We start from the raw sequence: 20,383 nt of genomic DNA on the forward strand, positions 1-20,383 counted from the left end.
AAGCCCTCTCCCCCGACCGGGCCGCCGGGGTCGGTCGGGGGCACCGGCCGGGGCAGGGCCTGGGACCGGACGCAACGTCAGGCCGGTCGTGGCGGCCTGACGTCGAGGGCGTTCCCGGGGGTCAGCAGTCGTCGCTCTTCTTGTTGGTGAGGACGACCGTGACGCAGTCCCCACCGCTCGTGGAGTCGACGGTGTAGGGGCCCGTCACCGGGTTCTGCGGCAGCTGGTGGCCGGCCGGAGCGGCGGTCTCGCGCAGGTAGTACGTCCCGTCCGGCAGGTGGTCGAAGTCGCAGCCGCCGGTGGCGGAGGTGGTGCAGGCCGGGCCGGTGCGGGTGTCGGGCCGGGTGCCGCCGGTCTGCAGGCCGGGGACGTCGTTGGTCTCGCGCCACAGCTCGAACCGGGCGCCCGCCAGCGGTGCGCAGTCGTCGGCGTCCTTCTTGGTGAGGTGGATCGAGCCGCCGGGCGGGGGCGCCGGGGTCGGGCAGTCCGCGGCGGTCACCTGCACACCGGCCCGGGCGTTGGCGGCGGTGAGCAGCAGCGGGCCGAACACCGGGTCGGCGGGCAGCTGGTAGCCGGGCGGCGCGCCGGTCTCCCGCCAGTAGTACGTCCCGGTCTCCACCGTCCGTGCGCACAGGCCGTTGGCGCCGGTGGTGCAGGCCGTGCCCACGCCGGTGTCGGGGTTGGCGCCCGTGGTCTGCAGCCCCGGCGCGCCGTTGGTCTCCCGCCACAGCTCGAACCGGGCGCCCGCCAGCGGTTTGCCGGTGTCGGCGTCCGTCTTCAGCACCCGCACCTGGCCGGTCACCGGGGTGGTGTCGCAGGCGGGGAGGTCACCGGTGAAGGGATAGGCGTGGAACTCCTGGCCGCCGCCCCCGGTGGCGAGGCTGGTGTGGGTGAGCGAACCGGTGGTGAAGAAGCGGCCGTTGATGCCGGGCAGGGTGACCGTGGTCTGCGAGGTCTGCTCGCCGATCAGGAAGCTGCCCTGGAACTGGCCGGTGCCGGCGAGGGTGACCGAGGTCGCGTCGGGGAAGTTCCACAGCAGGCGCTGGCGGTAGGCGTTGAGCGGGTCGTGGGCGTCGTCGATGGCGCCGCTGTAGGTGTTCAGGGTGCGGGCGGAGCCCAGCACGTTGACGAGGACCGTGGCGTTCGCCGGGATGCCGGCGAACACGATGCCCTGCTGGCCGCCGGTCGGACCGGTCAGGTCGAAGTCGACGTTGAAGACCTGGAGGGCCGAGGCGCCGTCGCCGGTGAACAGGGTCTGACCGCCCTGGTTGACCGCGGTGCCGGTCGGCGTGCGGGGCGCCCCGCCGACCCGGGCGTAGCAGTCGGAGGCGGCGGAGAGCTCTCCGCGCAGCGCGCTGAAGGGCCGTACGGCGGCGGCGTCCTGGACGAGGGTGCCGAGCACGGTCCCGCTGACCGCCCCCGCGTGGCGGACGGCGCCGCCCTCGGCGGACAGGCGCTGCCCGGCGGCGACGGTGACACCGGCTCCGGTGGTCAGGAAGTCGGCGCCGTCCGGCGGGGGCACCCGGGAGCCGACGCCCACGATGCCGACGTTGTAGAGGCCACCGGAGGTGGCGTCCTTGTTCTGGTCGAAGCCGCCGAGGACGACCAGGCGGCCCTCGGCCTCGGCGGCTCGGCCGCGCACCAGGAAGTCGCCGCCGACGAAGAGGTTGATGCCGTTGTCCCGGCCGGCGATCGGGCCGTTGTTGATGACCGTCGGATACGTCGCGGGGCAGTCGCCGGGTATGCAGGGCCCGAGCCCGCCGGGCAGTGCGGCGGCTGCGGCGGTGGCCGCCCCGGGGCCGAGGGCGAGGGCCGGCACCAGGGCCGACAGCACGGTGCACGGCAGCGCGACCGCGCCGGCCCGGCGGCGCACGCGTGTGAGGAAACGGTGGATGGAAGCCATGGTCGCAGCCTCGCCCAGCCCGCTCGGGTCGGGTCACCGGTCACCGGCCCCCCTACGCCGATGCGGTGACGGGACGCACCCACGCGGACCAACCGTCACCTGACGGGAGCGCACCCGGTCGAGCACACAGACTGCCACGTTTCCGCGAACGGCCTTCGTTAACTATGGTTGTCACATGACAGCGTCTGAGATCACCCCCGAAGAGCAGGCCGAACTCGGCAAGTCCCTCCTCGACGCCCTCAATCCCCTCGCCACCGCGCTCCGCTCCCGGGCGACCGGACTTCCCGAGCACCAGATGTGGAACGCGGACCCGGCCGAGGTGGCCCTGTCCGTCCTCGCCGCCTGGAAGGTGGTGGACGCGGAGGTCAAGCGGCTGACGGCGATGGCCGCCGGGACCGCCGGCTCCTACGGCGCCAGCTACGAACAGCTGGGCGCGGCGTGGGGCATCACCCGGCAGGGCGCCCGCAAGAAGTGGCCCGACGCCGTCGGCCGCCCGTCGACCGCAACCCCGATCACCCTTCAACTCTTCGGCGGGGAGGCCCGACTGACGCAGGACCCGTCGTCCGGCGGCTGGACGTGGACGGGCACGGGCGCCGACGGAGCGCACGGCGCGGCGGGCGGCGACACCCGGTATGAGGCCAGGGAGGAGGCCGCGGCCTACGCCGGAGCCTTCCTGCGGGAGCACGGCCGCTGAGCGGAGCGCAGCAGGCCTCGCCGCTCCCGGCACGGGGGCGGCGAGGCCTCGGCGCGTACTGCTCAGACGGTTCCGAACTCGCCCGCGCGGACCGCCGTGACGAAGGACTGCTGCCAGGCGTCGGCGGGGAAGCACAGGGCGGGGCCGTTCGGGTCCTTGGAATCACGGACGGGCATGACATCCGCGCAAGCGGGAGCCACTTCGACACACGCCCCGCCACCCCCGCTGTCGCCAACTCCCGCGCCCTCCCCCTGCTCACCCACGGCCAACGCGCCGCCTTATCGGGTACGGCCGGGGCTGCGTTCCGGAAGGACGCCTCCAGCCCCGGGCCGGCACCTTCCGGCGCCGACCGGACGAGCTCAGGGGCCTCTCTCGCAGGGCAGTCATCGGACGTCTTCGGCCCCGGTCGGGCCGGGCCGGGGCCGCGTCAGGCCAGGGTCTCGATCAGGTCACCGATCTCCCGGCTCTGCGGGTGCTGCGGGCCGAAGAGCTGCACCTGCCGCCGGTGGACGTCCGTGAGCATCGCCCGGGCATCCGCCGGCCGGCCGCGCAGGGCGACGACCCGGGCGAGCAGGACGGTGGAGCTCAGCGTGCCGACGTAGTCGGGGCCCAGCAGTCGCGTCCTGGCCCCGACCACCGCGGTCAGCTCGCGTTCCGCCTCGTCCAGCCGTCCGTCCAGGGCCAGGACCCAGGCCAGCCGTTCGGTCGTGGCGAGCGTGTCGTGGTGCTCGCCGCCGAACAGGTCGCGGCGTACCGCGAGGACCTTCCGCAGCTCGGCTGCCGCCTCCGCCGGTCTGCCCTGCTCGCCGATCGTCCAGGCCAGTCGGTTGCGGCTGGCCAGCGTGACGGGATGGTCGATCCCGAACACGGCGGCCCGGCCGGTGCAGGCGGTCCGGTACATCGCCTCGGCCTCGGCCCAGTGTCCGCGGTTCGCCTCCACCCGGCCGATGGTGTGGTAGGTGGTCAGGGTCTCGGGATGCCGCTCCCCGAGGACGGTCCGCTGGGCGTCGAGGACCGTGCGGAGTGCGGCTCCGGCCTCCGCGTAGCGTCCGAGCACCGTCACGACGGACGCGCGCATGCTCTCGGTCCGCAAGGTGTCCGGGTCCTCGGCGCCGAGGCTCTCCGTCTGGTCCGCGTGCAGGCGGCGCAGTCCGTCCTCGGCCTCCGGCCAGCGGCCCTGCAGCGCGATGCAGCGGCCCAGCCAGTACCGGACGTCCAGGACGTCGCGGTGGCCGGGCGGAAGGCCGCTCACCGCGGCGAGCGCGGCCGACGCGACCTCCTCGCCCGAGGCGGCCGGACCGCTCCACTCGCAGAAGTCCGTCAGGGCGCTCGCCGAGCGGGCCACGCGGGCGAGGCCGGCCGGGTCGAGGCTGCCCGCCGTGGTGTTCAGCAGGGCGCGGAAGTGCGGTGCGAGCAGGCGGAAGGCCGGCCAGTCCGCCGGCCGGTCGGGTGCGAGCCGCTCCAGCGCCTCGGCGACCAGGTCGACGGCGGTCAGGTCGATCGCCTCGGCCACCGCGTTGCCGGCCCGGCGATCGGCGGCCAGGTGCGCCCGCCCGACGTCGGCGACCACGGGATGCAGTACCAGCGCGTCGGCTCCGCCCTCCCCCGGCGCGGCCGCGAGCCGACCGACCAGGCCGAGCCGGAGGAGACCGCGCATGCCCTGTTCGAGCCAGACGACCCGTTCGGTGGCGGTGGCCGCCTCCGCCGGGGTGAGCCGGGTGAGCAGCTCCGGGTCCAGCAGGCTGTCGGGGACGGGGGTCGCCGCGCCGAAGCAGGAGAGCAGCCTCAGCAGTGTCCGCGCCTGGGGCACCCCGTTGCGGGCGAGCGCGTCGAGCGACGTCTCCCAGGTGTACATGACGGTGGAGCGGGCCGCGCGGCGCAGGTCAGGGTCGGGTGCGAGCAGGTCGACGGACTGCGGGCTCGCGTCGAGCGCCGCCTGGTAGTCGGTGAACTTCCTGGTCAGGGCGAAGTCCGAGCCGAGGTAGCTGCCGGCCAGGTGCAACGCCAGCGGCAGGCCGCCGAGCCGTTCGCCCAGCCGTTCGGCCTCCTCCTCGCTGCCGCCCTGCGGCGCGAGGTCGCGCAGGAGCCGGCCGGCGTCGGCCGCGCCGAGCCGCTCGACGCGGCGGACCGTGACGTCCCGGCCCCAGGTCGCCGCGTCCGTGTGACGGGTGGTCACGACCACCAGTCCGGAGCGCGGTACCCGTAGCCAGCCCGTTCCGTCGGCGACCCCGGCCGAGCCCGCCGGCGCACCGGGCAGGGCGAGTTCCTGCGGGGCGTCGGCGTTGTCGATGATCAGCAACCAGCGGTGCTTCGTCCGCTCCAGGACGGCCCACAGGGCGTCGGGCGACTGCGGGGTGCCGGAGGCGATCGCGTCCTGTTCGGCGGCCGAGGCTCCCAGGGCCCGGGCGATCGCCAGCATCCCGGCGAGCAGGCTGCCGGGCTCGGTCGCGGAGACCCACCAGACGTGGCGGCGGATCCCCTGCTGGACCCGCTCCGCGAGGGCCGCGGCGACCGTCGACTTGCCGATGCCGCCCATGCCGGCGAGGACCACGACCCGCCCGGTGGACCGCCCGGCCATCGTGACGAGCTCCCGGAGCTGCTCCTGCCGGCCGCGGACCTCCGCAGGCAGGCTCCGCACCGGTGGCAGCACCGGGACCGTCGCCGCCGGGCCCAGCAGGGCCCGCTGCACGGGCTCCGGGGACACCGGACCGGCCCGGTGCTGGCGCAGCTGGATTCGAAGTTGCCAACTGGTGAGCCCCAACGCGACGCATCCGGCGAGCGTTCCCCCGGCCGTCCAGAGCAGTCCGGCGTCCATGACTCGTCACGCTACTCCAGCCGGTGCCCGTGCAGGTCCGGAAGCAGCACATCGGCCGAGGCCCCACCGGGCAACCGGGGTGGACGGGACCGGCCGCAGGTCACGCCGCCGCCCGGGTGGTCACGTCGAGAGGGAGGATGCGCACTCGAACAGACCGGTGGCCGTGCGGCAGGGGTGGCCCCGTGCCACCGTTGCTACGCCTGCCGACCGAGGCGGCGTCACCCACGGGAGAACCCCATGAACAGCAAGCGCATCGAACCCCACCTGCTCGCCACGGCCGCGGCCCAGGGTGTCGCGATCGCCCTCGCGGCCCGCGACCTTCCGGGCGAGTTCGACCTCTCCGAGCCGATCATCGCCGGGCGGTTCCCGTCGGAGCTCTTCGAAGTCACCCTGGCGCAGGTCGACGGGCAGTTCGCGGTGAAGAACGTCCAGCCGTTCAACGCCCGGTAGAGCGTGCGATGGCGCCTGACGAGGCCGACGACGGCCAGGGACTGCTCTGCCCGAGTGCGCCGGCCGACCCCGCCGGATCGGTGCTGATCGGAGTCGTCTCGGGCACGGCCGCCGCCCCGCGGGTCGTCCCGACCACGCAGGCGGTGCCCGTCACCCTGGAGATCATCGAACTGGCGCGGCCCGCCTCACCGGGCGAGGTGTTCCGCTTCGCCGGGGCCTGCCACGCGTCGCGCTGCGTCCACTTCAAGGACTCGGCCTGCCAGATCGCCGCCCGCAGCGCCGTGCTGCTGGACGCGGTGGTCGACGACCTGCCGCGGTGTCCGATCCGCTCCCGGTGCCGGTGGTTCCACCAGGAGGGGCCCGCCCTCTGCCGGCGCTGCCCGCAGATCGTGACGGAGCAGCACCGCCCCTCGGCGGAGATGCTGCGGATCGTGAACGAGAACGATCCGCCCGCCGGGCCGGGTGCCGTGCCGGCGGGCTGAACCACCGCGCCGTCCAGGGCGGTTCAGGCACGCCACCGGTCCGGCACCGTCCCCGAGGAGCGGGATCGACCGCCCTCGGGGCTCGGCGTGTTCGGCCGCCGGACAGGCCCTACGGCCGGTCGGTGACGTCCGCCGCCCGCTGTGCGGGGACGCCCGGGCCCCGGTCGTGCTGCAGGGCCCGCAGGTCGGCGAACGTCCCGGGCACTGCCGCCAGTTGGTCGAACGTCCCCTCCTGGATCACCCGGCCGTGGTCGAGCACCACGATCCGGTGCGCCACCCTCGTGTTCTCCAGGTTGTGGGTGACCAGCACCGTGGCGCAGTTCTTCGCGATCTCCGCGAGGCCGGTGAAGATCCGGTGCTCGGCACGCGGGTCCATCGCGCTGGTCGGCTCGTCGAGGATCAGCAGCGTGCCGGTCCGTGCCCGGTGGAAGGCGGCGGCGGTGACGATCCGCTGCCACTGCCCTTCGCTGATCTCCGCTCCACCCCAGAACTCCTTGGCCAGCAGCGTGTCCAGGCCGGCGGACAGTTCGTCGATCACCTCGTCGGCGCCGGTCGCGGCGGCGGCCTCCAGCACGGCGGCGTCGCCCCGCTCCCCGGGCTGCCCCAGGGTGATGTTCTGACGTGCCGTCAGCGGCCAGTGCGTGAAGTCCTGCTGGACGAGCGCCGTCTCCCGCCACAGCAGGTCCGGGTCCATGTCGCGGGTGGAGACGCCGCCCCAGGTCACGTCCCCGCCGCCCGGAAGGGTGAGGCCGCACAGCAGCTTCATCAGCGTGGACTTCGCCGCCCCGTTCACACCGACCACGGCGACGATCTCACCCCGGCGGACGTGGAAGTCCACGCCCCGGAGGGCGGGCCGATCGGCGCCCGGGTAGGTGAAGGTGACGGCCCGCGCCTCGATCACCGCCGTGGTGGCCGGCGGCGCGAGGGCACCGCGGTCGAGGCGCTGCGCCCGGGCCATCGCGATGAACTTCTGCCAGTCCCCGACGTACAGGCCGGTGCGGTGGACGGCGGCGCTGTAGTTCGCGGCGGCGTGGAGGTCGCCGGCGGCGGAGCGCAGCGCGATGACCGCCGTGCCGGCCGAGGCCAGGGTGACGTGGCCGTCGGCGAGGAGCCAGGCGAGGCCGCCCCAGACCAGGAACGCGCCCACGCCGGACGCGGCGGCCCCGTACACGCCGAGCACGGCGCCGCGCCGGGCGGCCGCGTCGGTGGCGTCGGTGACCTTGGCGGCGGCCCGGCGGTGGATCCGCAGCAGGAACGGGGAGATGGTGTTGGAGCGGACCTCGGCGGCGTTGCGGCGGTCGCACAGGTGCCAGCGCAGGACGCTGGCCGCGCGGGCCGCCCCGAAGGTCGACATCATCGCCCGGTAGAAGGCGTTGGCCGCCGCCGTGCGCGCCAGGGCCTGCGGGATCACCGCGAGGACGAGCAGCGGGAGCAGGACCGGGTGGATCGTGCCGATCACGATGCCGGTGGCGGTGAGGTTGGCGGTGTAGCCGATGACGTCGCGGGTCTGGGAGAGCAGGTCCCGGGTGGCGGTCGCACCCCGGTCGCCGGCGTCCCAGGCGGCCTGGAACGCGGGGTTGTCGTAGGCGACGAGCTCGGCACGGGTGGCGGCGTCGATCAGTTCCACCTCGGCGGCCCGGGAGATCTTGGGGCCGATCCGGTCCGCGGCCCACTCGCTCGCGATGCGCAGCAGGGCGGCCGCCCCGGACATCGCCGCGAGGAACGCCACGGACGGGACCGAGCGGGCCAGCCGGTCGGCGATGGATCCGGTGCCGGCCACCAGGTGGGTGATCATGCCCGTGGTGGCCAGCAGGCCGAACGCCGATGCCGTGGCCGACGCGACGGCGCAGGCCAGGAGCACGATCAGGGCGGGCCGGTCGGCCCGCCGGCCGAGGCGCAGCGCGAGGGCGAGGAGCCGGGGCAGGGCGCGGGCGGTGGCCCGCAGGGTGGTCTTGGTGCCGTCGATGATCTCCGCGTCGCTGCCCGGGGGCTGCCACTCCATCATCGCGGAGTCGTCGATGCCGTTGACGTCGTCGATTCCGTCGGCGACTCCGGCCCTCGTGTCGGTGGGAGTGTTCAAGCCGCTGCCTCCCCCGTGAGTGAACTCAGTTCATGTGCAGGGGATTTGATGCTCTTCCAGGGGTCGTTCACGGCGTGGATCCTGCCGCTGTTCGATCGCCCCGTTCAACCCCGGCGGTTCCGGGCGAGCCCGGGCCGAACAGCCCCTTTTCGATTCCGCCGGCCGACCTAAGGAAATCGGTAACGGCAGAGGGGTAGCAGGGCACCGAGGACGGTTGCGGTGGTGAGGATGCCCCGGTGATCGAGATGGACGGTGCCGGCGTCCACGGTGTTCCACGGCTCGTGCACGGTCGGCGTGGTCAGCCGCAGGAAGGCCGAGGCGGGCCAGGAACCGTCGCGGTTCTGCCGGTCGAGGAGCTCCCGCAGCAGCTCGTGCCGGGCGGGTGCGGGGGCGCGCAGCGCCGTCCGGCAGCGCAACAGGAGCGCGGTCTCGAAGGCGCCGTCGGGGACGAAGTGACGCACCGCCTCCCGGGTCGGGTCGAGGGCCCGGTCCGCGCCGGGACGGCCGTGCGGGCCGGTGAGGAGATCGAGGGAGGACGCCGTCGGGTAGAGCGGAGTCAGCCACCAGTACGGACGCCACAGGCCGTCGTCGTCGCGCTGCCCGAGGAGCCAGTCGGCCGTCCGGGCCAGACCCGTGCCGAGGCCCGCCGCCGCTGTCGCGGTCACGTCGGCGGTCGGCTCGGCCCATGCCCCGCCGGGCAGCGAGCCCGGCGGGTAGGTCGCGACCCCACCGTGGGGGTGGCGGCACCGGCGGAGCACGGCCAGGGCCTCGGGCGGGACGGGCAGGCCGCGCGAGCGCAGCACCCGCACCGCCAGGCCGGTCGAGTCGGCGTCGTCGTCGCAGGTCCGGTTGTAGCCCCAGCCGCCTCCCGGGGTGCGCGCCCGGCGCAGCCACCGCAGTGCGGTGTCGGTGGCACGCCCGGCCGGCCCGGCGGGAGCGCCCGGCAGCTGGGCGAGGACGTACGCCGTCACCCAGGCGTCGGCGGTGCCGACCGGCAGCGTGTAGTCGCTCCAACAGCCCTGCTGCTGTACGCCGTCCAGCCACCGCAGGCCGCGCCGGACCGCCGCGGCCGGGTCGGTCGCGGACGGCTGCCCGGCCCCCGGCCGGCGTGCGCTGCCCGGCGGCCGGTCGTACCGGGGCTCCGGTGCCGGACCCGTCGTCGGCGGTTCGAGGTAGAGGTTGACGTGGCGCGAGCCGTCCGGTTCGTACCCGAGCCCGACGAAGCGGACGAGGTCGCTGCGGTCCGGCGCCAGCGGCGGCGTGCCGAGGGCGGCCAGCGTGGTGTCGAGTCCGGCGGGGTCGAGGCCGAGGCGGCCGAGCAACCGGGCGGTGCCCCGCGCGACGGGCGCGTCACCCGTGGTCCACCGGGTGACGGCGAGGTCGGTCTTGAGGCTGAGCACGCCGTCGGCGGGGTGTGCCTCCAGGGTGAGGACGAACGCGCCGTCGGGGTAGGCGACCCGGTCCGGATGGGGGAAGGCGTCGAGCAGCTCGCGTACGGCCGACAGGTGGGCACGTGCGTCGAGCGCGGCGTACCAGCGTTGCAGCCAGGCCGCGGTGACCCGCTCCGATCTGAAGTACGTCTTCACGCGTCCCGGCTCGCCCGTGGGCGTGATGTCGACGGCGAGGCCGACCGGCCACGACCCGGCCGACACCTGCGAGGAGAGCTCGCACAGGCGTTCCAGGGCGCGGGCCCGGCCGAGTGAGTCGAGGACCCGGCCGACCCGCCGCCACCGGTCGAGCGGCCGGTCCCGGCAGAGGTTGAGGTAGGGCTTGAGCGCGACGGTGGCACCCGCCGCGCCGACCCCGGTCCACAGGGCGCTCCGCCAGTGCGCCGGCAGGTCGTCGCCGTCCGGCAGGACGGCCGGGAGGAGGTCCTGCTCGAACCAGCGCGGGACACCGGGCAGGCCGAGGATGCGGCAGGCCTCCCCGAGCCGGTCCAGCGACACCCGCAGCCGGTCGCCGGCTCCCGTTCCCGCGGTGCCGGACTCGCACAGGAAGCGGACCGACGCCGGCCGTCCCGCCGTGCTGAAGCAGGTCGACCACTGGAAGGGCAGGCCGTTGGCGTTGATCCGGGACAGGCCGGGATAGGCCCCGGCGGTCTCGCGGTCGAGCGACTCACGGGTCAGGACGTCGAACACCTCCCGGAGCCGCTCGGCCGTCGGCCGCGGAAGGCGGGCAGCCGCGGCGAGGGACCGCAGCTGCCCGCCGACCAGCCGGTCCAGCCGGGTCGTCGTGGGGGTCAGGACCGGCATGGCCCTCCTGTCAGGGGGTGGGGACGCGTCAGGGGGTGGGGACGCGCTCGATGATGGCGACGGAGCCGTCCACCCCGCTCATGCCGGACGCCCCGGTCTCGCCGGTGCCGCCGGGACCGCCCTGGGCGCCGGCGTTGTTGCCGGTGCCGGGGTCTCCCCCGGTGCCGCCGGCACCGGCGGCACCGCCGAGTCCGCCCGGGCCGCCGGCGGAGGTTCCGCTGACCGTACCGGTGGTGATGGTGTTGGCCACGATCGTGATGTTGCCGCCGTTGCCGCCGTCGCCACCACGACCACCGTTGCCGCCGTTGCCGCCCCGGCCTCCGTTGCCGCCGTCGGCGTCCAGGTCGCCGTCGTGGGCGGGCTCCCCGCCGTTGCCGCCCCGGCCGCCGTCACCGCCCCGGCCGCCGTCGCCGCCGCGGCCGCCCCGGCCACCACCGGTGTTGACGTTGAAGCCGACGACGAAGTCGTCCACCTCCAGGACGATGTTGCTGCCGTTCCTGCCGTCGCCGCCGGCGGTGCCGTCGGCCCCGTCCACCCCGTTGCCGCCGTTGCCGCCGTCGCCCGGCGGATCGCTGCCGACCCAGTGGTCGACTCCGGCGTCACCGACCTGGCCGGTCGCGCCGGTGCCCCCGGCAGTCCCGGCGAGTCCGTCGACCCCGTCCGTGCCGCCGCTGTTGATGTCAGGCATGGTTCCTCACCTCTCGCTGTTCACTTCCCGGTCCGAGTGGCGCCCCGCACCGGGGTGCGGCACCGTCACGCGGCACGGCACCGCGACCTCGCACGGCCTCCCCGCTACGCCGGCGTGCCCTCGACCGAGACGGCGCTGATCTTCACGTTCGACAGGCAGACGATGCGGCCGCGCCCGTGCATCCGGATGCGCCGGGCGACGAGCCCCTGGGTGTTGGCCGACAGGGTGAGCGTCGCACCGTCCGCGATGTCGATGTCCCCGGCGGTGAAGATGTGAATGATCGGCTTCACGTCGGCCAGCCAGCGGTCGATCGCCGGGCGCCACTGCTTCAGCGCCGCCGTGCTCGCGGCGTGGACGTACTCGCGGGCAGCCAGGTAGACGACCTTGCGCGCCTCGCCGCGGGCGATCGGGTCCTTGACGTCCAGGTCCTCGGGGCGCAGCAGACGCTTCGTCAGCTCACTCGTTCGCAGCCGCAGCTGGTCGGCGCGGACGGCGTGGTCGGGGACGTTGGTCGGGCCGAGCAGCTTGCGCACCTCGTCGATCGACCGTGGGCGGACCTGGCGGTAGCCGGCGGCGAACCGCGGTGAGTCCGGCGAGAGCACGAGGCGTTCGTGGGCCTCCAGGCGGAGGTTCTGGGGCTGGGCGGCATCGGCTTCGGGCTGGATGGGTGATGTCATGAGGTTCTCCCTCGGATTACACGGAGGTGGCCCGGGCCGGCGAGCCGGATCGTCCCGGTCCCGGGGGCCGCGACGCTCGCGGGCACGGGCACGGGAGCACGCACCTGGCCCCCGGGTACGACTTCGGGGGCACGGTCGCCGTCCGCGACGGCTGTCCCGGCGACCCGGCCGGGGCCACAGCCAGCTTGTACCTGCGCACCCCGTCGTGCAGCACCGGACCGTCGGGGGAACGGGCGCGACGGGCACCGGCCGACCCGGGCCCGGCCGCGGGATCCGCCACCGGTACGGGTTCCGGTCCACCTGCGGGGCGCAGCCGTAACGGGCCGCTCGGCTCTGCTCCTCGCGAGTGAAGCGCCCACCGGGGCCGACGGCCGGACGCTCCACGTCCCTGGCCCGACCGGCGTCAGGTGTGTCGCCGTGCTCGGGCGCGGGCCGCGGCTCGGGGGGCCGCGCTGACGGCGGCACCGAGCAGCGCGCCGGCCGCCGTACCGGCGAGCGCCCACACGACGGCCAGATCGGAGGCGTGGGACCAGGTCCGGATGCTGCCGGTGCCCCACAGCAGGTAGGGCACCAGGACCGCCGCCCCGGACACCGCGCCGAGGACGCCCAGGGCGAGCGCCGTACGCGCGGCCGGTCGCGGTCCGCGCCACACCAGGGCCAGGATCGGCAGCAGCGCCAGCGTCAGCACGGCGCCCGGCAGCACCCCGGGTACCGTCCACAGGAGTTCCCCACCGCACAGCCAGACCGCGAGCAGGAGCCAGAGCAGGCAGACAACCTGACGGAGCAGCAGCGCGACGGCGAGCCGCGCCCGGTCGTGCCGGGCCGCGGTGGCCACCCGCCAGGTGCCGGTGGCCGCGAAGACCGCCGCGCAGCCGGCGACCACCGCCACCGGGAGGCCCAGCGGCCAGTGGCGCGGCCCGTCGGGAGGCGGGGAGGCGGTGACGGGCGGGCGCACCGGGTACGGCTGGAGCGCCCAGGTGCCGTCCTGGTCGCCGCGGACCAGTCCCCTCCCGGGGTAGTGGGCGAGCACCGCCCAGCCGTCCGGTGTGGCGACGAGCAGCAGCTCGGCGGGGTTCGGCGAACGGTCCACGGTCGGTGAGGGGGAGGGTTCGGGGGGCCAGGGCGGGGTCGTGATGTGCTCCGGTCTGTTCGGTGGCGGGACCAGGCGGCGCCGGGACGGGCCGGGGTCGAAGGCCTCGTGCCAGGTGCGGCCGCCGTCCTCGCTCGCCTCGATCGGCGAGGCGGAGTCGAGCAGCCGGAAGCAGCGCCGGGGGTCGTCGGGGACGCAGCCCGCCTCGCTCCCCGGGCGGTCCCGGCCGGCCTCCGCGACGGGGTGCCGGGCCCGGGCCGCCGGGGTCCAGGTCGTACCGCCGTCAGCGGTGGTCCACCGATCGGTGGGGGTGTCCAGCACCGGCACCCCGTCCTTCTTCCAGAGCTGCGACGACCAGTTCTCGACCGCCGAGGTGGCGACCATCGCGGCCACGGCCAGCGGCACCCCGGCCACCGCGAGCCACTGCCACGGCCGGTGCGCCGCCCGCGCCCTGGTCCACAGCCACCAGCTCACCGCGAGCAACGGCAGCGCCACCAGGTCGGTCGGATCTCCCTCGATCCGGCTCGGCACGCCGCTCGCCGACCAGATCCGGGAGGCCAGCTCGCCGCCCGCCGGGCCGGACTTGGCGACCGTGAAGGTGACCGCCGTGACGCCCAGCCCGACCAGCGCCGGCCGGTCGCCGCGCAGGCGCAGCAGCGGGGTCAGCAGGAAGGCCACCACCACCGGCGCGACCAGCATCCAGGCCAGGTCACTGAGCTTCCCGGCGACCAGGGTGCCGGGCCAGATCCGTTTGCCCGCACGGTCGTTGAACAGCAGCACGAGGACCGCGACGAGTGTGCCCGGATGCCCCGCCCAGCGCGCGACCGCACGCACGGCGGCCCGCTCCCCCGTTCTCCCCATGCCTTCGAGTGTTCCGCGTTCCGGACACGACAAGGGGCACGGAGGGGTCACGCCGGGGGCACGGTCCCGGGCGTTCCCCACGCGGGCGGCAACCCGGCAGGGTCCGGGTGACCGGTCAGCTCGCGCCCGGCTGCGTGGTCAGTTCGCGTTCGAGATCGCGCAGGTCCTTGGTGATCGAGCCGCGGACCTGGCGGGCCACCAGCGGAGCGGCGAGGTGGTAGTAACCGCTCGCGTCGCCCTGGACGCGGATGCGGGCGAGCGTGCCCGCCGGGTGCGGCGTGAAGGAGTAGGTGACGTGCATCGGCATCGGACCGGCCACCGCGACCATGTCGAGCAGCCGGCCGGGCTCGTACGCGGCGACCTTGAGCACGTAGTCGATCCGCTTCCCGAGGAAGCGGGCGGTGCGCGTCACCTCGGCCCCGACCCCGAACCCGCCGACCGGCGCCTCCCGGGTGAGCTGCGCGACCCGGATGCCCTGGGTCCACTCGTGGTCGTGCCGCCAGTCCATGGCGTACGCGGCCACCGCGTCGGTGGGCAGCGGGATCACCCGTTCAGCGGTCTCGTCGAGCGGCATCCCGTGCCCTCCCCCTCGCCGGCCCACCCGCACCGCGCCGTGAAGGCCCGGCTGAGGCGGTCCGTGCGGGCCCGATGGGTGATGTTCGTGCGGGTCGGCGGCCGCCCGGGCCGGTGCCCGGGCAGGCCCTGTCGATACTGCGGGGCATGAGACTCACCCGCCGGATGTCATTGTTGCGCCTCGCCGCGGTCACCGCGCTGCTCGCCCTCAGCACGCCGGTCACGGCCGCCAGCGGTGCGGCGAGTGACAGCGGCCACCGCCGACCCTGCGTCAGTTCCCGGCTGCCCGACGACGGCCCGGCGCTGGACGTCCTGCGGATCGCCGAGCAGGCCAAGGCGGACATGGACCTCAAGTCCGTGATCCTGCGGGTCACCGTCGACGGCCGCGAGCTCATCACGACCGCGCTCGGCGAGTCGATGACGGGCGTCCCGGCCGAGCCCGACATGCACTTCCGCAACGGCAACGTGGCGATCAGCTACATGGGCACGGCGCTCCTGCGGTTGGTCGACGAGGGCACGGTCAGCCTCGACGACACCGTCGGCCGCTGGCTGCCCGACCTGCCGCACGACCTCGGCGACCGGATCACCCTGCGCATGCTCGGCGCCTCCACCAGCGGTCTCGTCGACTACGTCACCACCCCCGACTTCGGCCCCACCGTCTACGCCGACCCGTTCCGGCAGTGGACCGCCGAGGAGCTGGTGGCCATCTCGACGGGCAAGGACCTCTGGTACGACCCCGGGACCAACTGGAGCTACTCGCACGCCAACTTCGTCCTCCTCGGGGCCGCCCTGGAGAGAATCACCGGGACCAGGCTGGACGTGCTGCTCCGGCAGAGGATCACCGGCCCGCTCGGACTGCACGAGACCCGCAACAGCTTCACCCCCGACATCCCGACCCCCGTCCTGCACGCCTTCACCGCCGACCGCGGGAGGTACGAGGAGTCCACCTTCTGGAACCCCTCGTGGACCACCGCACCCGGCGCCGTGGAGACCACGGACATCTGCGACCTGGCCCGCGGGGCCGTCGGCATCGGCTCGGGCGAGCTGCTGTCCCCGTCCGCCTACCGGGAGCTGCTCGACCCGGGGACGGTGGGCCTGGGCCACCCGACCGACAAGTGCCCGGCGAGGTTCTGCCTGCCCAACACCCGGGCCACCCACTACGGCATGGGCCTGCTGGTCCTGGGTGACTGGGTCTCCCAGCACCCGCTGTTCTTCGGCTACTCCGCCTCCCAGAACTACCTCCCCTGCGAGCACCTGGCCATCGCCGTCTCGACCACCGACGGCCCCGGCGCCCCGGGCGGCCACACCGCCCACACGATCGCCCAGCGCATCGCCGCCGCCCTCGCCCCCGACCACCCCATCCCCGACTTCGGCTGAGTCCCCTCCCCCAGCGCGCCCCGGGAGGGCGGGCTCCTCACCCGCGCGGCCCCTGCCGCCCGCCTCAGGCGGTCAGGCGGCCGGCCGGCGGGCGTACGCCTCGATCTCGATCTTCATCCGCGGGTCGGCCAGACCGCACACCAGCATCGTCGCCGCCGGCCGGACGTCGCCGAAGCAGCGGCGCAGGACCGGCCAGCACGGCTCGAAGTCCTCGCGCACGGGCAGCAGGTACCGCACCCGCACCACGTCGGCGAAGGTGCACCCCGCCCCGGCCAGCGCGGCGCCGATGTTGCGCAGGCACTGCTCGGCCTGCTCCACCACGTCGTCGGAGATCGTCATGGTGGCGTAGTCGAACCCGGTCGTGCCGGACACGTGCACCAGGTCGCCGTCCACCACGGCCCGGGCGTAGCCGATCTGTTCCTCGAAGGTCGAGCCGCTGAGAATCGCGTATCGCTCTGTCATGCGCGGAACGCTAGGTGACCAGCGCCGATACGTCTAATACACGTTCCGGCATGATCTGATATCCCTTGGCGTATGGAGCGCCCCGAACTGCCCCTCCCCCAGCTGCACGCCTTCGTCGTGCTCGCCGAGGAACTCCACTTCGGCCACGCCGCCGCCCGGCTGGGCATCGCCCAGCCACCGCTGAGCCAGCAGATCCGCCGTCTGGAGGAGAAGGTCGGCCACCCGCTGTTCACCCGCGAACCGGGCCGCGTCTCGCTCACCCCGGCCGGACGCGAACTCCTGCCCGCCGCGCGGCAGGCCCTCACCGGCCTGGCGGACGGCCTGGCCGCGGCGCGGGCCGTCGGCAGCGGCCGGGCCGGCCGCCTGCGGATCGGCTTCTCGGCGTCCCTCGCCCTGACCGTCCTGCCCGGTCTGCTGCGCACCTTCCGGCAGCGCCATCCCGGCGCGCACCTGGACATCCTCGAAATGACCACCGCGCCACAGCTCGCCGCCCTGCACGACAGGACCATCGACATCGGCCTGCTGCGCGAACCCCCGGACGCCGAGACGGGGCTGGGCTTCCTGACCGCACTCACCGAGCCCTTCGTGGCCGTGCTGCCGGCCGCCCACCCACTCGCCGCCCAACGGACCGTTCAGGTGGCGCAGTTGGCCGGTTCACCGTTCGTGCTGCTGCCCCGCGCCGCCGGCCCGCACCTGTACGACCGGATCACCGGCCTGTGCACGGCGGCGGGCTTCACCCCTCGGGTCGCCCAGCACGCGGTGGAGTGGCAGACGGTGTGCGCACTCGTCGAAACCGGCCTGGGCGTCTCCCTGGCCCCGGCGAGCATCCGCCGCATCCGCCTCAAGGGCGTCGCCTTCCGCGGCATCACGCCCGCCACCGCCCGCACCCGCGTCGCCGTCGCCTGGCGCGAGGACGACCCCAACCCCCTGGTGGCCCACCTCCTGACGACCGTCCGCGAGGGCCTGCCGGATCACCCCTGACGCTCGGGAGAGTTCCGCGGACGGCGTCGTTCACGCCCCGCGATGCCTGAGGTTGACGGCCGTGGCCCTGGCCAGGGCCACGGGGTTCAGGAAGCGCGACGGACCGATCAGCCGGGAGGCGAACAGGTGCATGTGCCGCGCCACCGACTCGTCGCGCGCCGCCGCCGCGAACATCAGCCGCTCCAGGGGGTTGAACGGACGGCACTTGGCGAAGTCGGCGGCCAGGTACTGGTGACCGCTCAGCCGCCGCCGGTGTCCGCGCGCGTACACCGCGAGCGACCTGTCCAGGTCGCCCCGGCCGGCCGCGGCCGCGGCGACCTCCTCCGCCAGCCATTGCGCGGACTGCAGGGCCCACCCGCATCCCACTCCCCACAGGGGGTCGCCGGTCAGGGCGGCGTCCCCGATGAGCGCGATGCCCGGTGCGGTCGGCCTGCGGCTGTGCAGCGGGTAGTCGACCGCGCCGGTGATCTTCGTGACGCGCTCGGCGGAGTCGACGGGCGGCGCGTCGGGCAGGCCGCGGACGAATGCGAGGAAGCTGCCCTCCAGGTCCTCCCGGAAGGCCGGCAGCCGTTCCTTGCCCGGGAGCACCGCGAGGACCGTCACCCCGCCGTCGTTCGGGAACGCGTACGCCATGTCGGGTTCGAGGAACCAGGTCTGGCCGATCCCGCCGTGCAGCGGAAGGTTGCGGAAGTGCGCCAGGTAGCCGAACCGCGCGTTCTCGTACCGCCGGGCAGGCATCCCGGCGAGCTTCGCCACGGCCGAGTCCTTGCCGTCGGCGCCGACCACCAGCCGGGCCCGGAGGTCGCGCTCGCCCTGCGGTGTCGACGCGCGCACCCCCACGGTCCGCCCGGCCTCCCGGACCAACCCGGTCACCCGGTGGCCGAGGAGCAGATCGACGCCGGGGGTCTCCGCCGCACGGGACCTGATCATCGGATCGAGGGTGCTGCGCCGGACGTTGTACGCGTACGGCAGCTCGGGGCCGGCCGGCGCGGGCCTCGGCTCGATCCACCCCCAGCGGGTGTACCAGCGGGCCTCGTTGCGGACGGCTCCCGCCCTCTCCAGGGCGGGGACGAGGCCGAGCTCGTCCAGCACCGGGTAGGCGTTGGCCGTGATGGAGTGGGTGCAGAGCGCCTTGTACGCGCCGGGGTCCGAGCGGCGTTCCAGCAGGGCGACGCGGACACCGCGCCGGGCGAGCAGGATCGCCGCGGCGCAGCCGGCGAGGCTGGCCCCGCTGATGACGACGTCGTAGTCGTGCCGCGCGCTCTCAGCCGTGGTCATGCACTGATCGCCCCCCTTCGGAGTGTGGTGCCGTTCGGTGTCGAGATATCCGCTGGCGGACACCCGTTCCCGGCAGCGGTCATACCGTCCTACCTTCCCGGCCGCGCGCATCCGTATTCCCGAGGGCACGGGCGGGGCCTGCCCGGGCCTCGTCGGTGGGGAGTTCACGTCGGGGGCCTCACGCGGTTCACCTTCGCCCGGCCAGGCTGGCCGTCAAGACCGCTTCAGTGGACACCCCCCCCCGTCAGCGGTGCGCAGCGTGCCGGGCTCCGGCGTGGTCCCGTCGTGGACCGCGGCGTAGACGTAGTCGGTGTCCGGGACCAGGCTGGTCAGCCGGGCGTGGTGGACCCGCCCCGCGGTGCCGGACGCGGCGTCGCGACAGGTGCTGGTCGAGGCCTGCTCGGTGCGGCCGAAGCCACCGTGCGGGGCCCGTACGGCGACCTCGTCCCCGTCGGCCGCTTCACCCTGACCCGGCGGCGGGGCTCCCGCGGCGGCGGCCACCGGCCCTGACGCGACCACGGCCCCGGGCCGGCCGCCGCCGGGAGCGGCGGTCGGTCCGGGACGGGTGGCCCCGACGCCGACGGGGTGACGGTCGCTCAGCGGGCGGAGCCGAGGTCGCGGTCGGCCTCGTCGCCGTCGAGGAGCAGGGTGGTCTCCTCGATCCGCCGGAAGCGCCCGCAGGGGCCGTGCTCGGCGAACAGGTAGACCTCCATGCGCACCCGAGCACCGTCGGTCTTCACGACCTCGACGGTGTGCCGGTCGGCGCTGCGGTCGCCGACGGCGAGCTCGTCGTGGACCTCGACCCGGCCGGAGGCGACGACGGCGCGCAGGTGGCGGATGTGCTCGGTGAAGCCGGCGAGGTCGGCCCAGCTGCCGTCGGTGCGCTGGCGGTAGTCCGGGGTGAAGTGGCGCTCGATCGCGGTGTCGAGGTCGAGCCCCGGGGTGAAGAGCAGATCGGTCAGTGCGGCGGTGATGGTGGTGCGGGGGGTGGTGGGGGTGTCAACGGACATGGCGGGCTCCTCCCGAAACGAGATGCGTGCGCGGCGCACGCTTCATGACAGGAACCATACCCCAGGATGCGTGCGTTGCGCACGCTACGATGAGGCGGTGAACGAATCCGCCATCTCCCCGAGCGACCCGGAAGCCCCCTCCCCCGCCGCCCCCTCCTCGGCCCCGCTGCCCCCCGCCGCCTCCTCGGGCCCGCTGCCCCCCGCCGGCGATCTCGGCGACGCCGTCGCCGAGGCCCTGGGCACCCTCCTGCGCCGCAGCACCCGCGCCGCGCTCCACCGCCGACTGACCGAGGGCCTGGGCGAGGCCGTGGACGACGTGACCTACCCCGTCCTCAGCGGCCTCGCCCGCACCGGCCCGCGCAGCGCCGCCGACCTGGCCGCCGAGATCGGCCTCGACCGCTCCGGAGTCAGCCGCCGCGCCACCCGCCTCGAAGAGGCCGGCCTGCTGCGCCGCACGGCCGACCCCGACGACCGGCGTGCCACCCTGCTCGCCCTGACCGAGGACGGCGAGCGGACCGTCGCCGTGATGCGCCACCGCCTGGCCGCCAGCATCGAGGACACCCTCGCCACCTGGCCTCCCGGCGAGGCCCGGGCGTTCGCCCGCGCCCTGCGCCGCTTCACCGAGGAGGGTCCGTTCGCCACCGCGCCCTGAACCGGCGCACGCGTACGTACGCCGCGGATCCCGCGCCGGCGCCCACGCGCCAAGCGCC

General features: G+C 74.8%; 19 protein-coding genes. 6 read left to right on the plus strand and 13 right to left on the minus strand.

Translation table 11 applies throughout. From position 1 onward, the window contains the following. Positions 1 to 121: 121 nt before the first annotated feature. Positions 122 to 1,903: a choice-of-anchor A family protein gene (locus ACFVHB_RS28770; protein WP_380328029.1), complete on the minus strand. Its 1,782-nt coding sequence runs from the start codon at positions 1,901 to 1,903 to the stop codon at positions 122 to 124. 175 nt (positions 1,904 to 2,078) lie between these two features. On the opposite strand from ACFVHB_RS28770, the gene ACFVHB_RS28775 reads away from it, so the two are divergent. Beyond that, the gene (locus tag ACFVHB_RS28775) at positions 2,079 to 2,597 is read left to right on the plus strand and encodes a hypothetical protein (RefSeq protein WP_380328031.1); all 519 of its coding nucleotides are present in this window, start codon (positions 2,079 to 2,081) and stop codon (positions 2,595 to 2,597) included. 62 nt (positions 2,598 to 2,659) lie between these two features. On the opposite strand, the gene ACFVHB_RS28780 is transcribed toward ACFVHB_RS28775, so the two are convergent. Both ACFVHB_RS28780 and ACFVHB_RS28785 read right to left on the minus strand, forming a co-directional pair. Then, on the minus strand, positions 2,660 to 2,860 hold the full coding sequence (locus ACFVHB_RS28780; protein WP_380328033.1) for a DUF397 domain-containing protein: 201 nt from the start codon (positions 2,858 to 2,860) through the stop codon (positions 2,660 to 2,662). A gap of 164 nt (positions 2,861 to 3,024) precedes the next feature. Beyond that, positions 3,025 to 5,412 (minus strand): tetratricopeptide repeat protein, encoded by a 2,388-nt coding sequence (locus ACFVHB_RS28785; protein WP_380328035.1) that lies wholly within the window; start codon positions 5,410 to 5,412, stop codon positions 3,025 to 3,027. Positions 5,413 to 5,649: 237 nt separating this feature from the next. On the opposite strand from ACFVHB_RS28785, the gene ACFVHB_RS28790 reads away from it, so the two are divergent. Both ACFVHB_RS28790 and ACFVHB_RS28795 read left to right on the plus strand, forming a co-directional pair. Further along, positions 5,650 to 5,862, plus strand: coding sequence for a hypothetical protein (locus ACFVHB_RS28790; RefSeq protein WP_380328037.1), 213 nt, complete (start codon positions 5,650 to 5,652; stop codon positions 5,860 to 5,862). Positions 5,863 to 5,870: 8 nt separating this feature from the next. Further along, entirely contained in the window at positions 5,871 to 6,344 is a 474-nt protein-coding gene (locus ACFVHB_RS28795) for a hypothetical protein (RefSeq protein WP_380328039.1), read from the plus strand. Between the two features lie 109 nt (positions 6,345 to 6,453). On the opposite strand, the gene ACFVHB_RS28800 is transcribed toward ACFVHB_RS28795, so the two are convergent. The 6 genes from ACFVHB_RS28800 to ACFVHB_RS28825 all read right to left on the minus strand — a co-directional run bounded on the left by ACFVHB_RS28800 (position 6,454) and on the right by ACFVHB_RS28825 (position 14,566). Next, positions 6,454 to 8,424: an ATP-binding cassette domain-containing protein gene (locus ACFVHB_RS28800; protein WP_380328041.1), complete on the minus strand. Its 1,971-nt coding sequence runs from the start codon at positions 8,422 to 8,424 to the stop codon at positions 6,454 to 6,456. A gap of 167 nt (positions 8,425 to 8,591) precedes the next feature. Continuing rightward, the gene (locus ACFVHB_RS28805) at positions 8,592 to 10,676 is read right to left on the minus strand and encodes a hypothetical protein (RefSeq protein WP_380328043.1); all 2,085 of its coding nucleotides are present in this window, start codon (positions 10,674 to 10,676) and stop codon (positions 8,592 to 8,594) included. 28 nt (positions 10,677 to 10,704) lie between these two features. Then, on the minus strand, positions 10,705 to 11,364 hold the full coding sequence (locus ACFVHB_RS28810) for a hypothetical protein (RefSeq protein WP_380328045.1): 660 nt from the start codon (positions 11,362 to 11,364) through the stop codon (positions 10,705 to 10,707). Between the two features lie 104 nt (positions 11,365 to 11,468). Then, complete coding sequence (locus ACFVHB_RS28815; protein WP_380328047.1) at positions 11,469 to 12,041, minus strand: hypothetical protein; 573 nt, start codon at positions 12,039 to 12,041, stop codon at positions 11,469 to 11,471. A 403-nt stretch (positions 12,042 to 12,444) separates the two neighbouring features. Continuing rightward, complete coding sequence (locus tag ACFVHB_RS28820; RefSeq protein ID WP_380328049.1) at positions 12,445 to 13,992, minus strand: hypothetical protein; 1,548 nt, start codon at positions 13,990 to 13,992, stop codon at positions 12,445 to 12,447. A 115-nt stretch (positions 13,993 to 14,107) separates the two neighbouring features. Beyond that, positions 14,108 to 14,566, minus strand: a complete 459-nt coding sequence (locus ACFVHB_RS28825) for an SRPBCC family protein (protein ID WP_380328051.1) — start codon at positions 14,564 to 14,566, stop codon at positions 14,108 to 14,110. Positions 14,567 to 14,712: 146 nt separating this feature from the next. On the opposite strand from ACFVHB_RS28825, the gene ACFVHB_RS28830 reads away from it, so the two are divergent. Beyond that, positions 14,713 to 15,942 carry a serine hydrolase domain-containing protein gene (locus tag ACFVHB_RS28830; RefSeq protein ID WP_380328053.1) on the plus strand — a complete coding sequence of 410 codons (1,230 nt, stop codon included), beginning with the start codon at positions 14,713 to 14,715 and terminating at the stop codon, positions 15,940 to 15,942. A gap of 72 nt (positions 15,943 to 16,014) precedes the next feature. Here ACFVHB_RS28830 and ACFVHB_RS28835 read toward each other — a convergent pair whose 3' ends face one another. Beyond that, complete coding sequence (locus tag ACFVHB_RS28835; protein ID WP_380328055.1) at positions 16,015 to 16,404, minus strand: RidA family protein; 390 nt, start codon at positions 16,402 to 16,404, stop codon at positions 16,015 to 16,017. A 72-nt stretch (positions 16,405 to 16,476) separates the two neighbouring features. Between ACFVHB_RS28835 and ACFVHB_RS28840 the strand changes: the two genes are divergently transcribed. Beyond that, on the plus strand, positions 16,477 to 17,385 hold the full coding sequence (locus ACFVHB_RS28840) for a LysR family transcriptional regulator (protein ID WP_380328057.1): 909 nt from the start codon (positions 16,477 to 16,479) through the stop codon (positions 17,383 to 17,385). A 30-nt stretch (positions 17,386 to 17,415) separates the two neighbouring features. Here the strand turns inward: ACFVHB_RS28840 and ACFVHB_RS28845 are convergent, their stop codons facing one another. The 3 genes from ACFVHB_RS28845 to ACFVHB_RS28855 all read right to left on the minus strand — a co-directional run bounded on the left by ACFVHB_RS28845 (position 17,416) and on the right by ACFVHB_RS28855 (position 19,673). After that, entirely contained in the window at positions 17,416 to 18,663 is a 1,248-nt protein-coding gene (locus ACFVHB_RS28845; RefSeq protein WP_380328059.1) for an NAD(P)/FAD-dependent oxidoreductase, read from the minus strand. Between the two features lie 213 nt (positions 18,664 to 18,876). Beyond that, entirely contained in the window at positions 18,877 to 19,164 is a 288-nt protein-coding gene (locus ACFVHB_RS28850; RefSeq protein ID WP_380328061.1) for a fibronectin type III domain-containing protein, read from the minus strand. Between the two features lie 95 nt (positions 19,165 to 19,259). After that, positions 19,260 to 19,673, minus strand: a complete 414-nt coding sequence (locus ACFVHB_RS28855) for a nuclear transport factor 2 family protein (RefSeq protein WP_380328062.1) — start codon at positions 19,671 to 19,673, stop codon at positions 19,260 to 19,262. A gap of 193 nt (positions 19,674 to 19,866) precedes the next feature. Here ACFVHB_RS28855 and ACFVHB_RS28860 point away from each other — a divergent pair, with 193 nt between their 5' ends. Continuing rightward, positions 19,867 to 20,325, plus strand: a complete 459-nt coding sequence (locus tag ACFVHB_RS28860; protein ID WP_380328083.1) for a MarR family winged helix-turn-helix transcriptional regulator — start codon at positions 19,867 to 19,869, stop codon at positions 20,323 to 20,325. Positions 20,326 to 20,383: the final 58 nt, after the last annotated feature.

The organism is Kitasatospora sp. NPDC127111 (assembly GCF_042677465.1).
Taxonomy (GTDB): Bacteria; Actinomycetota; Actinomycetes; order Streptomycetales; family Streptomycetaceae; genus Kitasatospora.